This window comes from Bacteroides ilei, from assembly GCF_900128495.1.
Lineage (GTDB): Bacteria > Bacteroidota > Bacteroidia > Bacteroidales > Bacteroidaceae > Phocaeicola > Phocaeicola ilei.
In genome coordinates, this window is record NZ_LT635801.1 from 3,502,848 (window position 1) to 3,518,041 (window position 15,194).

Sequence of the window (15,194 nt, forward strand, 5' to 3'; positions counted from 1 at the left end):
GGTGGAATGAAACGGATAGCGACTCATAGAGTTTACGACTTGTCTATGGACAAGATGTTGTCGAATCAGGTTGTAGAAATGGATGATGCGGGAATTGTGTGCAGATACTTTCCGTTGGAAACGGAAATCCAAGGGACCGAATGGTTGCCCGGTGCTGTAATAGTTTCTCGTTTCCCTTTGCTGCGTAAGGATGAGGAGAGTTTTGAGGTGTTTCTGGACCGTATAAGATATCAGGAGAAGAAAAAAGAAGAAGGAACATCTTGCAATATGCTGCGGGCATATTGGGTACATCCTTTTAATGTTTTGCAGATGGAATTCTTTCCCCATAGCCGTATATTCTCCTTATGAGGACCTTCTTCTGAATTCTGCACATACGATGGCAGTCGCTACGGCAACGTTGAGCGATTCGCTGGTTTCACATCCTTCGGGGTAGTTTGGTATCAGGATGCGGCGGTTAATGTGCTGTGCTATCTTGCTACTTATCCCGTTTCCCTCATTTCCCATAACGATTACGCCGTTTCTTTCCAATTCCTGCGAATAGATGTTTTCCCCGTCTAGGAATGTTCCGAAAATTGCTACTCCTTCTTTTGCCAGTCCGACAAGTATTTCTTCCAGGTTACAGTAATGGAGTTTGACACGTGCTATGGCTCCCATGGTAGCTTGTACGGTTTTAGGATTATAGATATCGGCTGTACCGTTTGAGCAGAAGATATGTTCAATTCCGAACCAGTCGGCTATGCGCACTATTGTGCCTAGGTTGCCCGGATCTTGTACATCATCGAGTGCCAGGCAGAGTGATTCCCGTGCAGAGTCAGGGTTAAAATCGTAATGAGGCTGTTCAAATATGGCCAGAACTTCCTGTGGATTTTTCAGCAGACTGGCACGTGATAGCTCTTCCCGGCTCACCTCGAACACTTCGTCAGCCTGAGTATAGCTGTTGTTCTTTTCAAACCATTCGGGAGTGGCTGCAAGCAGCCGGCAGTGGAAGTGTCCCAGTAAGTCGCCTACAAGTTTATGACCTTCGGCCAGAAAGACCTGGTCTTCTTTTCTGTTCTTCTTTAATTCGAGAGAATGTATGTATTTTATCTTATTCTTGCTTAACATCTGCTTTGAGGATATGAAAAATAACAAATATTCATAGACAAAGCTAAGAAGATATTTTTAATTATTAGTTATCTTTGCTTCAGAAATTGCATAACTCTTGTGTTGTCCTTTATGAAGAAGCCGCCCCGTATATCCATTATCCATATTGTTGTATTTCTTTTGATGTTGACCGGTTGCTCTGTCAACAAGTTTATTCCCGAGGGACAATATTTGTTGGATAATGTCAAGGTGGAGTCGGATAATAAGGAAATAAGGCCTTCTCAAATGAACCAGTATGTGCGTCAGACACCTAATGCCAAGTGGTTCAGCCTGTTCCGTTTCCCTATGTACATATATGGGGCATCCGGTCTGGATTCTACAAAGTGGATTAACCGGTTTTGGAGGAAGATAGGTGACGCTCCCGTCATTTATGACCGTGTACAGGCAGAGGAGACACAAAATGAAATCAGAAAGGCTGTGCAGAATATGGGATATATGGGTGCTACGGTTGATCTGGAAGAGGACAGTGACGGTAACCGCATGAAGATACGCTATGTTATCCATTCGTCAGAACCGTATATTGTGGATCATCTGGCTTATGATATTGCCGATAACCGGATCCGTGATTTCCTGCAGGCCGATTCTGCCCGGAGTCTTCTGGATGAGGGTATGCGTTTTGACGTAAATGTACTTGATCAGGAAAGGTCGCGTATCACGCAGGATTTGCAGGGTAGGGGATATTATCGTTTCAATAAGGACTTCATTACGTTCAGGGCCGATACGATGTTGAATACCCATAAGGTAGACCTGACAATGAATATACTCCCTTACCGCCGGCGTAAGGAAGATCCTCCGCAGGAGCATAGACAATATAGGTTACGTAAGGTAAATTATCTGTTTGATACAGACTTGTCATCGCTTTCCGAATCTGCTTTCCGCGGGTTTGATTCTCTTTCTTATCAGAATGTCAATTTTTACTATAAGGATAAACTTTTTCTTCGTCCGCAGGTAATTACCGATTATAATTATCTTAAGCCGGGCAGGATATTCAGTAACCGTGACGTACAGGATACCTATACAGCCTTGTCGCGCCTGCATATCCTGAAGTATTCCACTATCCGTTTCAATGAGGTACAGGAAAATGATTCCATTTACCTGGATGCTTATGTGGCACTTTCCAGAAACAAGAATAAATCGATTTCATTTGAAGTGGAAGGGACTAATTCTGCCGGTGACTTGGGGGCGGCTGCTTCCGTTTCGTTTTCGCATAAGAATCTTTTCAGAGGATCAGAAACGTTTACCATCAAACTGAGAGGTGCTTATGAAGCGGTAACAGGACTGGAAGGATATGCCAACAGCAATTATACCGAATATGGTATAGAAAGTAGCCTTAACTTTCCGGAGTTCATGTTCCCGTTCCTTTCACATGATTTCAAACGTAAAATAAGAGCGACGTCAGAAGTAGGTATCAAGTACAACTGGCAGTTCCGTCCGGAGTTTGAACGTACATTGGCTGCTGCGTCATGGAGTTATCACTGGTCGCGCAGAGGTAAAGCTACACATCGGTTGGATCTGGTAGACATTAACTATATCTATATGCCTTATGTATCGGATGCCTTCAAGAGTTATCTTGACCGGATGGATGAAGTCAATCCTTTATTGCGTTACAGCTATGAGGATCTGTTTATTGTACGTCTGGGTTATACGTATACGTATAACAGTTCAGGAGCTTCGTCCTTGAAAACATCTCTCCGCAACTCTTATTCGTTCCGTTTTAATATTGAAGAGGCAGGTAATTTGCTGTATGGCTTTTCCAGACTTGTAAACAAGAGCCGTAAGGACGGGGCTTATCAGTTAGGAAACATCAGTTTTGCCCAATATGTAAAGGCCGATTTCGATTATGCCAAGAATTTCATGATTGACGAGCGTAATTCACTGGTATTCCATACAGGATTGGGCATAGCCTATCCGTACGGGAATTCCAAGAGTATGCCGTTTGAAAAGCTGTATTTTTCGGGTGGTGCAAACAGTGTCCGTGGTTGGAGTGTACGTTCATTAGGTCCCGGTTCCTATAAAGGAGACGGGAATAGTATCGATTATGTGAACCATACCGGAGATATCAAACTGGATATCAATCTGGAATACCGTACTTTTCTGTTCTGGAAGCTGAACGGTGCCGTATTTGTTGACGCGGGGAATGTATGGAACATCCGTGAGCAAGGAAACAAGTCGGAGGGACTTTTCCGTTTCGACCGTTTTTACAGGCAGATAGCCGTGTCTTACGGGTTGGGTATCCGCTTTGATCTGGATTTTCTGATTTTGCGTTTTGACGCGGGAATGAAGGCCGTCAATCCGATGTATACGGGTCGTGACCGGTATCCGATCATTTCACCGAGGCTAGGCCGGGATATGGCGTTTCATTTTGCTGTAGGATATCCGTTTTAATTTATTATATATGGAGAATAGAAATGTTTGTACGAAAGAGGAACTCCAGGCTTTGAAAGAATGGTTTGATGCTGCATCGTTGCCCGAGAGCCTGAAAGTGGATAAAGCTGTATCCATTCCACATCTGAAAGAAACGGTAGAGCGGCTTTTCGATCAGGCTGAGGTGTGTTATGAAAATCCGAAGATGCAGGGATGTATTATTCTTCTGGAGAATATCAAGGCCCGGCTGGAATCCCTTCAGGGCTGATTAGATGAATGAATGTTGAAGGAGTACTGTCACTGAAAGTTCAAACTTTCCGGGACAGTACTCCTTGTTTTGTGTCAGAGTTTCTGGTCTGAGATGAGGCGTGCGATGCGTGTCTTGCTTTGTGCCCCTTTCGTGAGCAGATATACATGCTTGTAGGCGTCACGGTTCAATTCTGTCGGTGATCCGTTGATGAGGATGATGTTGCGGTCATTGGCGAACTTCAGGATTCCGTTCACATTGTTGGGGTGGAGTTTCCCGATTTCATCCATCATGCAATGGAGCTTGAAATCCTTGAACTTGCGTGAGGCACTTTCCTTGAATACATTGAGCAGCATGATGTTTATCATGGCCTTGACCAGGATGTCAGTTCCTTCCGAACCCACATTCGATAGTTTCTCCACAAAACCGGTGTCGTTGTTGTTTTCAATGATCCGGAAACGCAGTTCGAACGAGTCGTACAGGCGGATATTGTCGTAGCGGTATGCATGGATTTCCTTGATGAAGTCTCTCAGCAGCGCGATAGCTTCCTGTTTGACCAGCTGTTCGTTCTCGCTCGAGAAGAGGTTGGTTCCCGGAGTCAGGTCGTATGCGTGTTCGTTGTAATATTTCTGGATGGCACGCAGGCTGTTCATTACCCGGTTGCTGCTTTCTTCCACTTTCATTTCAATCCGCTGGATTACTCCTACAAAATTGCAGGTCTGGAATCCTTTGTTGACTTTATCGATGATATCCTGGATATCGTCTTCCGAGGCTGTCAGCATGGACGTATCCATGCTGATCCGTTTGAAGATATCCGAGTGTTCGTTATTGATCCGTCGCACGAATTCATTGATCTTGTTTTCACGGACAAAATCATGCAGCTCTTCGGCGAAATGGATGTATTCCCAGTCTTCATTGAACTTGGTCTTGAACTTGAACGTATTGTCTTCGTCAAAATGTCCGGTAAACTGGTTCACATATTTGCGCAGGCTGCTTTCCAACTGGTTATGCTGGTTTTCCAGCCGGCTCAGTTCTGCAATCAGTTCCGTGCAGCTTTTCTGTACGGAAATTTCCAGTGCGGGAAGGTTCTCCGGCCGGAAAATATCCTGATGAGGCTTGTACCAGTCGTAGACGTTGATTTTGTCAAAGGCTTCCATGTCCGAAGTCAGTTCCCGTACCTTATTATCTGCCTCTTTCAGTTCCTTGTTCAGTTTGCTTATCTGTTCCTGCAGTGTAGAGACTTCTTTCCGTAAAGATTCCTTTTCCTGGGATAGCAGGCGGTTCTGTTCATCCAGTTTATGTTGCCATTCTGGTATATTGTCCATCAGGTCACGTTTGTCCTTTTGGTACTCGATGATTAAAGTTGCGTGGTCTTTGATGAACAGCAGTTCCTGGCCTATCTGTTGCAGTTGGCTGGCAATATCCTGCAGCCGTTCAGTGTCAACCCCTTGTTCATGCAGGTCTTTCTGCATGTCACTTTCATACCGGGCTTTGGTGTCGGTAATGCGTTTCAGTTCCTTCTCCTCTTCTGCCTTCAGATTATCTGCCTGCTCCTGTTTTTCGTTTTTCAGATTCTGTTGGGTCTCGCTCCATGCCTGCTTGAGTACATCCTGTTTTTCTTTCTTTTCTTCATTCAGGTTTTCCAGTCTTTCCTCCAGTTGCATGAGTTCCTGCCGGAGCCTTTTCTTTTCAAGTTCCAGATTATGTATCTTCTTTTCGCGTTCTTCATTTTCCTTTTTCTTCCAGATATCCAGGTCAAGCATATCTTTCTGATATTGCTTTTCCAGCTTCTCAAGTTCGAATTCCTGTAGGGAAATGATATCTTTCTGTTCCTTGATACGTGGTTGGTATTTATCTTTCAGTTGCCCGGTCAGGAGTTCTTTCTCTTCCTGCAGGCGGATTGTTTCGGCTGCTATTTGTTTCAGCCGTTCTGTGCCAGCTTCCTTTTCCTTCTGGTAATCATTGATAGACTTTATATGTCTTTCAATGTGGCTCAGGTCAATTGAAATTCCGTAAAAGGATGTACCGTTGTCCTGAATACGGGGCGACAGACCAGTCTGCCAGAGAATCGTTTCGTCACACAACCTTCCGATATTTTCCTCCCATCCCGGTTTATTGTCTTTCAGCCATCCTTGTAATGTATCTTTACTGCTTGTCAGGAATGTATCCAGTTCCTCGACACGCGGTTTCAGGCGGAGCTGCTCCTGCTGGAGTTCCCCAAGTTTACGGTCCTTTTCATTCAAACCTTGCTGGAGCTCTTCATTCCATTTCAGGGTAAGTTCCTTGATGATGAGCTGTGAGTGCCCGATACGGTTTTTTTTACTGGTATGCATTCCCGTATACGATTGTATACGGTGTTTCAGTTCTTCCTGTTCGGTTTCATAGAACTGTTCTTTCCTGCACAACTGTATCTGGTAATCGAGCCCGGTCAGGGCACTTTGTTTTTCGCTTTTCAGCGGATAAAGCTCCTGTGAAAGCTGTTCGTATTCCTTATAGAGTGCTTCAACGGCGCTTTCATGTTTATGCCGTTCCTCCTCAATCCGTCTGTTGAAATCATTGTTCAGCTTTTCCTGCTGTTTGATTTTTACACTATGGTATTCGTTCCATTGGGCGTTGAGGCCCTCAATCAGTGAATTGTACTTGTCGGCTATGGTATTGAAATTGGCTGTAAGGTCCTGTTGTTCCTTCATCAGTCCGTTATAACGGATTTCCCATTCTTCCTTATGTGAAGAACGTTCAATGATCCGGCCTATATTTTTCCGGTCGTATTCCTTTTCTTTGTCCTGTGCCTTCTTCAGTTCATTCTTGAGTACTGCCAGTGTTTCCTGATAAGCGTCACAACGTTTCTTTGACTGTTCCTGGAGCTCCTGGACTTTTCCTGTCAATACATTCCTGCCGTTTTCTGTTTCCTGTTTCTTCTGTTGCCACAAGGAAAACGCTTTTTCTGCCTGGCTATGGGCAACAGCCAGTTCACGGCAACCTTGTACCAATGCCGTCTGCTGGTGTGATATCTGTGCCGACAGGGAAGTGATTTCCTGTGCCTGTTTCTGAGTTTCACGCTTTTGGAACTCTTCGATGTCATGCAGTCGTACTTCAAAGTTTTTGAGGTGTTCCTTGTAACTGTTGAGGTCTACAGCCGTTTCATCTTCATTGATGGAAGAGATGATGGTCTTTTTTATGAACTCCGCGTCCAGTTTGGAATTCAGCAGTACATTCTGGATGGTACGTGGAATATTCTGGTATTGTCTGCTTTCCATCAATGAATATTTTCTCATGTCGGTAGAAACCCCGTTTCCATACAGAATGTTTCTATATTCGTCGAAAGTATAGATGATGCGTGAATAATCGATGCCAGCTTCATCCAGTTGTTGTCTTATCCGGTCAGCTCCGCTGTAGGCAGTCAGGGTCTCACCGTCAATGAAGAATTCCTTGCGGTAGGGAGAATCGATGAAACGGTAGTTTATGCGGTTCATCGATTTGAAGCTGAGAATACAGAACGCGCCGTTTTCGGTAGCCACTTCATAGATGATATATGAATTGGCGTACGGGAAATAGTATTCTGTATAGCTTTGTTTTTCTACAGGAATGCCCAGTTTTTGGGTGTCGGCGTTATAGAAGAAGAGAATGGCGCGCAAGACAGTACTTTTACCTACTCCCTGCGTACCGATGAAATGTACGTTTCCGTCGAGATAGATATCGTCGGCGTACGGTATATTGGCGCTGTTTATAAAGATAATTCTATTCAGGTTTCTCATCGTTGTCAGTGTCTTCGTAAATGTTAATGCTTTCTACCAGACGTTCCAGGTAATTCCATGATGCCATGACTTTGTAAGTGTTGGTCTTTTCGTTTTCCAGTTCCAGAAAAGATTCCTTGGTGAGCTGGCGGATCATGTTTTCGAGTACCTCTTTCCGTATATCTTTGTCGGAGAAATGTTTCCGTATGCCGTCCAGTTTGTTCTGCAGCATTACGTTGATGTTGGCTTCCACCAGAATCTGTTCAGGCTGGAAACGGTATCCGGGGCCGAATGTCTCGTCGTAAGTCTTGAAAAGGTCGAGCACGTCAATCCAATAATAGGCGCGCAGGATTTTCTGTTCCAGTGTCGTTCTGGGTTCTGTTCTCGAAAAGTAGAAATATTCGTTACCCCGTTCCAGCGTATAGCCTATCTGTGAAAAGAAGACCGACAATGCCTCAAAATCGTCGTCAATCATGTCATAGAGGTCTCTGGTCTCTTCATTGGTGCTGTTGGAGCTGATGAACTGTCCTTTCTGCAGACAGTCGAATATTTCGGCCGTGTGGTCGGGTATATGTATATTCAATTCCATAATTATCTGTTTATAGGTTTGCCGATGATATGGGTCATGCCGGATAGATCAGGGCATATTCATATTCTTTATAATGACCGAACCGGTCGCTGATACGGAGCTGTGACTCATAAAGTGACACAAGCTGACAGAAGAGGGTAGTGCGTTCTTTCTCTCCGATCTGGTGCCTGAACCGGTAGTTCAACAGGAAACTGAACAGGTCATCGGGCTGGGCCGAAGCGTCTTTCCAGAGCTTTTCGGTCTGGCATTGGATGTAGTTCCCTATAATCTCTTCCAGGCTGACGGCAGGTTCGTAAGCCGACTGGTGCGACAGATCTTCATCACTGAATGCTCCGGCTTCGTTGCTTTTCACACTTTTGCGGTATTGCAGGTTCTTCAGGACTTTCAATATCACCGGTTGCGCTTCATCACTGTTCAGATAGTTGATCGACAGTTTGAAGGATGTCGGTAACGCCCCTTCTATCAGTACAGAATGTTCGCGGTCGAGCACTTCCGCCAGATTGCTTTTGGCGCGCAGTTCAAACTGGTCTTGCAGATACTTGATTTTCCGTATCTTCTCAACCAGGATAATCTGACTCTTAATCTGGTTCAAGTAATTGATGATATCCTGCTGGGCCCGGATCAGGCTGTGGGCCGAAAGTTGCAGTTCCCGTCGGAGTTCAAGCAGGATTCTGCCCAGTTCTTCATCGGTAGCCTGCTGGAAGAATGTACGTTCTTCATGGAGGATCAGGTTTTCGGTCGTATCAATCAGTTGCTGTATGTTGATCCGTTTCTTGTCGAGATTCTCCAGTTTGGCAATCTTTATCCGGTATGTGGGCTCATGCTTGAATGCATTGTCTATGCTGGCCTGCAGGTTCAGGATATTACGTATGGTGGTACGGGCTATTTTCTGGAATGTAATCTTGATGTTCCTCACATAGCTGGCTTTCCGTGAAGCTATGTTTTCTTGCAGATAATATCCCATCAGTTCATGCAGGTAGTCGATATTGTCGTTTATGATGGCCGTATTGATTTCTTCGTTGGCTTCTAGAAGCAGTTCGAAGAAGTCGAGAAAACGTGCGTCAAGTTGTACAAAGTTCCCGTTTTGGAGGATCACTTCCTTTTCAATGAGCAGCCGCAGACGGTTCTCATCGTTTTTCAGCAGTTCCAGCGCTTCTGAATATTTGAAGTTGACAATATTCCTTTTTTCGAACATTTCTGTCAGTAAAGCTTTGGCTGCCGATAGTGTGTTGATAATTTCTTGTATAGAGCGGAATGTGTACATAATATCATATAAAACCCCGCAAAGTTATAACTTGGCGGGGGATTTTCCTAATTTTTACAGTGTGTAAATCCGGATGGGACCATGGTCCAGCCAGACTTTATTCCACATCCTTAGGGTAGTTGCTTTCCGTTTTCTGTACAGGTGTCTGCCTTGTCTTTGTTGTAACTTTCTTTTTACCCAGTTTCTTGGCCCGTTCCCAGGCCGCTTTACGGGATTCATATTGTTCGCGTTGGCGTTCGAGGTAGTTATCTGCCATAATGATGGTTGTTTTTAGTTCCAGTTCAGCCGGTCCTGCAGTTGTTTCAAGGCTGTATTGTAGTCGTCTATGAGTTCACGCATAACTTCGTGCACGGGTTGCAGTTGTCTTACCAGCGATGCGGCTTGGCCGATTTCCAGTTCTCCGTCATGAATGTCTCCTTCAAAAATACCTTTCTTGGCTCTTCCTTTGCCGAGCAGTCCGCGTAGTTCATCGGCCGTGGCTCCGCGCTGTTCCGCTTCGGCTACCTGTTTGTAGAAGTCGTTTTTTACCAGCCGGGTGGGCGAAAGCTGTTTGAGGGTGAGTATGGTGTCTCCCTCATTCAGTCGCAGGCAACGGTCCTTGAATGTAAAGTGTGCCGAACTTTCCTGGGTGAGTGCAAAGCGTGTACCCATCTGTACGCCGTCGGCTCCCAATACCTGTGCAGCCAGTATGCCTTCACCGGTAGCAATACCTCCTGCTGCAATGAGCGGAAGGGTGCAACTTTTCTTTATGGCCGGTATCAGGCAGAAAGTGGTGGTTTCTTCCCGTCCGTTATGGCCGCCCGCTTCAAATCCTTCGGCTACGATGGCATCGACTCCGGCTTCTTCACATTTGGCGGCAAACCGGGTGGAAGAAACTACATGGGCTACGGTTATTCCGTTGTTATGCAGCCATTCGGTCCATGTTTTGGGATTTCCTGCAGATGTAAAGACTATCTTGACTCCTTCATCTACAATGATCTTCATGATGGTATCCATTTCGGGATACATGAGCGGTACGTTGACTCCGAAAGGTTTGTCGGTCGCTGCCTTGCATTTACGTATATGTTCCTGTAAGGTCTCGGGATGCATGGATCCGGCTCCCAACAATCCCAGTCCGCCGGCATTACTTACGGCCGATGCCAGTCTCCATCCGCTGCACCATACCATACCTCCTTGGATAATAGGGTATTTTATACCGAAAAGATGACATATTCTATTCATGATTCAAAAGTTTTTCTACAAATTTACGGTTTTCTTCGGTATATCCAAATGATTTTTCAGGAGGTTGCCTTGAATATGGGGCGTGACTGCTGCGTTTCTGTCTCGAAACCGAACCAGTAGTCTGTTCCGTCCGTATCGTTTCCCGGCAGCAGGCACAGTCGCAACCCTTCGTGATATTCACCGTATACGACATTCCATTCGGAGGGAGGGCCGACGTGTTTGGTACGTATGCGGTAAGCCGGCTGTTTTTTCAGTGACATTCCGGCTTCTATCCAAGCCAGTGTGACCGGCGTTTCGTATTGGGGATAGTTTTCCTTACAGAATTCGTATAAGATAACGCCCCGGCGTTCCTGGCTCATAGGCTGGTCAATGACACCGATCTGTATCAGATGCTCCAGAAAACGGTGCAGGAAATCGGGTTGTTCCGTAATAAGCTTGTGGCTGATTCCTTTCCATATTGCAGTATTGTAGTAACCGTCGAGCAGTCTGGACAACTGACGGGCAGTCTGGAGCTCGTAGGGCGAAATTTCTCTTGTCTTCAGCACTTCATAGGGAGGAAAGGGGGAGTAGCAGATTCCCAGTTCATCTGCACGGTTTCTCATTTCCGTACCCGGAAGAAGCTTCAACGATTCCAGTTGGATTTCACCTGCATTGTATCCGGCCAGAATACGTACGTCTTCGAAAATCTCCTCCAGATGGTATAAGGGAAGTCCGGCTATCAGATCGGCATGTGTCTCTATATTGGGGAGGGAACAGAGATATTCCAGCCCTTCCAAAGCATCTTGCAGGTGTCCTTTTCTTTTACAGGCCGCCAGAACTTCTTCGTGCAGGCTCTGGATTCCGGCTTCCAGGTGCAATGAGCCTTTGGGCATTTTTTTCAGTTCCTCTTTCAGCTCGTCTGAAAGTAGTGCCGGATGTATTTCCAGATGGAAACGGATTTCCGGATATTCCTTAAACAGGTCGAGAAGTTCTTTAGCGCGCCGGTTGTTGTAGTTGAATGTGCGGTCCAGCACCCGTATGTTACGGATGCCGTGTTGCCGGATAATGTCGATACGTTTTCTGATCATTCCGATCGGCAGATTACGTACCGGCTTTTCTCCGCCGCTTACACAGAAGGCACATGTGTTAAAACATCCGCGTGTCGTTTCGAGTTGGACGAACGGTTTGCTCCAGTTGAAGAACGGGCTGTTTTCAGGGGCTTCCAGCCGGTCGAAGTCCAGAACACGCGCCAGTCCGTTATCGTGATAGATTGCAGTGGCTGTATCCAGGAAACAGAGTCCCTTGACTTCATTCCATAGCCGCCGGTCATTCCAGCAGTTTATCCATCGGGCAAACGATTCTTCACCTTCTCCCCTGAAAACACAGTCTACAAACCGGTTTGTTCTCAGAAATTCTTCATTATCGCCCAAAAATTCGGGTCCTCCCAGGGTTATGCAGCAGTCGGGTAACAGGGCTTTGACTCTTGCCAGTATGTGCAGGAGGATTTCATGGTTGAACAGCCAGCAGGTGGCGGCAATGATGTCGGGATGCAGGCGATAGATTCCACTTGCCGTTGTACCCGGATTTTCGTTGATGGTAGCCGACACTATCTGCCATCTGATGTCAGGGTTGTCTGCTATCTGTGCCTGTAGGGCCGGCAGTGCCAATGAGGAGTGGGCGTATGAACTGTTTAGGTCGAGCCAGACTATATTCATGGATCTTTATATAGGTTGATTATATATTTTATGACGAGGGCAAGACAGTTAAAAGTAAGGCGAAGAACTTTGCACACACAGAATGTAGACAAAATTCTTCGCCTCCCGGGAATAACGGTTATCCGTTATCCTATATCCTTTGATTGTTAAGGGATCAGATACTGTGAACTGATAGATTCGTTATTCATGACGCGGCGTATCGTTTCGGCAAACATGTCGGCGATGGAAAGTTGTTTCACTTTGGCGCAACGGTTTGAATAAGGAATACTGTCGGTAAATACAATTTCTTCCAATTGTGAGTTCTGGACACGTTCTGATGCCGGTCCGGACATTACGCAGTGTGAAGCAATGGCACGTATGGATTTGGCACCGGCCTCTTTCATGATATCGGCAGCTTTGGTAATGGTACCGGCTGTATCGACCATATCGTCAATCAGGACAACATTCTTGTCTTTAACGTCACCAATAATTTGCATGGAAGCCACTACATTGGCTTTTTCACGTGTCTTGTGGCAAAGAACCAAAGGCACATCCAGGTACTTGGCATAAGTACTTGCACGTTTTGAACCGCCTACGTCAGGAGTTGCGATGACCAAGTTGTCCAGATGTAAAGCCTGGATATAGGGTGCGAAAATAGTAGATGCATACAAGTGGTCGACAGGGATGTCGAAGAATCCCTGAATCTGGTCGGCGTGCAGATCCATTGTAATCAGACGGTCAATTCCGGCTACACTCAGCATGTCGGCTACCAGCTTGGCACCGATAGAAACACGTGGCTTGTCTTTACGGTCCTGACGAGCCCATCCGAAGTAAGGGACAACAGCGATGATGCTCTTTGCCGAAGCGCGTTTGGCTGCATCGATCATCAGTAGAAGTTCCATCAGATTGTCGGAATTGGGGAATGTAGACTGTACAAGAAATACATGCTGTCCACGGATGGATTCTTCATAGGATACAGAAAATTCACCGTCGGCAAAATGAGTGATGTTCATATTACCTAGTGGACAACCCAAACTGGTACATATTTTCTCTGCAAGGTATCTAGAGTTAGTACCCGAGAATACTTTAAATGGTGATGTTTTGCTCATTGTAAAATAGATATATTGCCTTAAATTGTCTGCAAAGTTAGTCCATTTCTTTCAGTCAGCCAATGAAATGACCGAAAACTTTAATCCACAAGTTTTTTTAGCTTTCTGAAATATTCGATCAGATTCTTGTAATTGTAGTCAAAATCAGGATTGAATTTGCTCCAGAGACCTCCCAGAACAGCGGCTCCGCCAAATCCGTAGTCTTTGACCTGCAGGATGTTATTTTCATCGATACCCCCCAATGCGATGACATGCTTGTCAATGATTCCGCTTTTGGCGGCGGTACGGATCTGTTCAGGGGTAAAGGCCGCATGGTATCCTTCTTTGGAAATGCTGTCGAATATGGGGCTCAGGAATACATAGTCCGATTTCGGCTTCTTTTCCTGTACCTCCTCCAGTGTATGGCAGGATGCGCTGATGTGTCCCGAATAGTTCTCGGGTGCAACAGGATTCCGGCTGTTCAGGTGTATTCCTTTCAGTTTATATTCTTCCTTCAGGTAGAAGTGTCCGTGTACAACAATCCGTTTCCGGTATTTTTCCGGAATCAGTGTAAGCAGGCGTTCCGCATAGACAGGTGCCGTATTCGGCTTGCGCAGATGCAGGATGTCCAGCCCTTCGTCAAAAAGGGTGGTTATTATCTTGTCTTCTTCTACGAAATAGGTAGGTGTCGTTATTACTATCAGTTTCATTTATCTGCAATTGTAGAACAAAGGTAGTAACATGTTTGTAATATTCCTAAATTTAGGCAATCATTTTTCTGGAATACGGTGTAACCGGGTTATCGGTGCCCGTCAGTATCTGCCGCTTCAGTTTTTTCTTGTTGTAATGTCAGGTATTCTTCATAAGTCCTTTTCCAACGGTTGTGGGTCCATAGCCAGTAGGCTGGCTGGCTGTTGATACATTCTTCCAGAATCCTGAAATACATGTCGGTAACTTCGAAGTCGGGATACTGTTTGATGTCCTTGACCATGCGTGAGAGTCTGCATGTGTAGTGACCGCGTTTTATTCTTCTTACATCACCGAAAAAGATGAGGGCATCCACTTGCTTCCCGATCTTTTCCGTCCCGGTAAAGACAGGAGTTTTCCGGTGGAGGAAGTTGCACCAGTGATGGGTGCTGCTCCATTTGGGGGCTTGGTCGGAAATGAATCCGATGATTACCTTCTGTCCGCTCCTTTTCCAGTTGATGATGTATCGCAGCGTTTCTTTCATCGGGATGTTGTATCCTTCTCCTTTACTTCTGATCTTGAGCATCAGTCGGTCAAAGGCTTTGTTTGAGAGCGGGTGATAGATCTGTCCGCAAACGGTATTGCTGCTCACTTCATGGATGCGGATACCGAGTGAAGAGATCCACTCCCAGTTACAGTAATGTCCCAGGTAGACAAAGGCAAACTGCTTGTTCTCGTTTTCCATAGCCTGGATCATTTCGGCCACTCCTTCAAACTGCATGCGTTTCCTCAGGTTGGCGTTCGAAATGGTCATCAGCTTGACCGTTTCTACCATATAGTCGCACAGAAAACCATAGAACCGTTTTTCTATATCACGTAATTCTTCGGTAGTCTTGTCGGGAAAAGATTGTCTTAGGTTTTTATGTACAATTTCTTTCCGGTATCCTACCAGGTGATAGAGTATAAGATAAAGTACATCCGAAATCCTGTATAGTATCCAGAACGGAAGCAGCGAGAGCAGGTAACAGAGTCCGGAAAGAATATGATAAAGAATTTTCATATATGTTTATGAACTTGGTTGTCGATAATTGGTGGCAAAGGTATAGTTTCTATGGCAAATGTCAAAAAGATAATGTGCAGAAACGACAAAAAAACGGAGGCAAGCAACTTGTTGACAGGGTGTT

13 protein-coding genes are annotated in these 15,194 nt (G+C 45.5%); 3 read left to right on the forward strand and 10 right to left on the reverse strand.

Going from position 1 to position 15,194, the window contains the following annotated elements; translation table 11 throughout:
* Window positions 1-6 precede the first annotated feature (6 nt).
* Window positions 7-348, forward strand: a complete 342-nt coding sequence (locus tag BQ7489_RS15020; protein WP_162617824.1) for a hypothetical protein — start codon at window positions 7-9, stop codon at window positions 346-348.
* On the opposite strand, the gene BQ7489_RS15025 is transcribed toward BQ7489_RS15020, so the two are convergent.
* A complete protein-coding gene (locus BQ7489_RS15025; RefSeq protein ID WP_072532225.1) occupies window positions 343-1,104 on the reverse strand; it encodes a TrmH family RNA methyltransferase in 762 nt (253 codons plus the stop codon). The two genes, BQ7489_RS15020 and BQ7489_RS15025, sit on opposite strands and share 6 nt — an antisense overlap.
* A 111-nt stretch (window positions 1,105-1,215) precedes the next feature.
* On the opposite strand from BQ7489_RS15025, the gene tamL reads away from it, so the two are divergent.
* Window positions 1,216-3,528 (forward strand): translocation and assembly module lipoprotein TamL, encoded by a 2,313-nt coding sequence (gene tamL, locus BQ7489_RS15030; RefSeq protein ID WP_072531735.1) that lies wholly within the window; start codon window positions 1,216-1,218, stop codon window positions 3,526-3,528.
* Window positions 3,529-3,538: 10 nt separating this feature from the next.
* The gene (locus tag BQ7489_RS15035; RefSeq protein WP_072531736.1) at window positions 3,539-3,775 is read left to right on the forward strand and encodes a DUF6965 family protein; all 237 of its coding nucleotides are present in this window, start codon (window positions 3,539-3,541) and stop codon (window positions 3,773-3,775) included.
* 74 nt (window positions 3,776-3,849) lie between these two features.
* Here BQ7489_RS15035 and BQ7489_RS15040 read toward each other — a convergent pair whose 3' ends face one another.
* The 9 genes from BQ7489_RS15040 to BQ7489_RS15075 form a co-directional block, all read right to left on the reverse strand.
* Entirely contained in the window at window positions 3,850-7,509 is a 3,660-nt protein-coding gene (locus BQ7489_RS15040) for an ATP-binding protein (RefSeq protein ID WP_072531737.1), read from the reverse strand.
* On the reverse strand, window positions 7,493-8,077 hold the full coding sequence (locus BQ7489_RS15045) for a condensin complex protein MksE (protein WP_072531738.1): 585 nt from the start codon (window positions 8,075-8,077) through the stop codon (window positions 7,493-7,495). Before BQ7489_RS15045 ends, BQ7489_RS15040 begins: the two co-directional genes overlap by 17 nt.
* 34 nt (window positions 8,078-8,111) lie before the next feature.
* Window positions 8,112-9,341: a hypothetical protein gene (locus BQ7489_RS15050; RefSeq protein ID WP_072531739.1), complete on the reverse strand. Its 1,230-nt coding sequence runs from the start codon at window positions 9,339-9,341 to the stop codon at window positions 8,112-8,114.
* Between the two features lie 97 nt (window positions 9,342-9,438).
* Window positions 9,439-9,597 carry a hypothetical protein gene (locus BQ7489_RS17600; protein WP_162617760.1) on the reverse strand — a complete coding sequence of 53 codons (159 nt, stop codon included), beginning with the start codon at window positions 9,595-9,597 and terminating at the stop codon, window positions 9,439-9,441.
* Between the two features lie 14 nt (window positions 9,598-9,611).
* Entirely contained in the window at window positions 9,612-10,562 is a 951-nt protein-coding gene (locus tag BQ7489_RS15055) for an NAD(P)H-dependent flavin oxidoreductase (protein ID WP_072531740.1), read from the reverse strand.
* Between the two features lie 56 nt (window positions 10,563-10,618).
* Window positions 10,619-12,256, reverse strand: a complete 1,638-nt coding sequence (locus BQ7489_RS15060) for a B12-binding domain-containing radical SAM protein (protein WP_072531741.1) — start codon at window positions 12,254-12,256, stop codon at window positions 10,619-10,621.
* A gap of 146 nt (window positions 12,257-12,402) precedes the next feature.
* Window positions 12,403-13,344, reverse strand: a complete 942-nt coding sequence (locus BQ7489_RS15065; protein WP_072531742.1) for a ribose-phosphate pyrophosphokinase — start codon at window positions 13,342-13,344, stop codon at window positions 12,403-12,405.
* 80 nt (window positions 13,345-13,424) lie between these two features.
* Window positions 13,425-14,033 (reverse strand): thiamine phosphate synthase, encoded by a 609-nt coding sequence (locus tag BQ7489_RS15070; RefSeq protein WP_072531743.1) that lies wholly within the window; start codon window positions 14,031-14,033, stop codon window positions 13,425-13,427.
* Window positions 14,034-14,122: 89 nt separating this feature from the next.
* Window positions 14,123-15,070 (reverse strand): lysophospholipid acyltransferase family protein, encoded by a 948-nt coding sequence (locus BQ7489_RS15075; RefSeq protein ID WP_072531744.1) that lies wholly within the window; start codon window positions 15,068-15,070, stop codon window positions 14,123-14,125.
* Window positions 15,071-15,194: the final 124 nt, after the last annotated feature.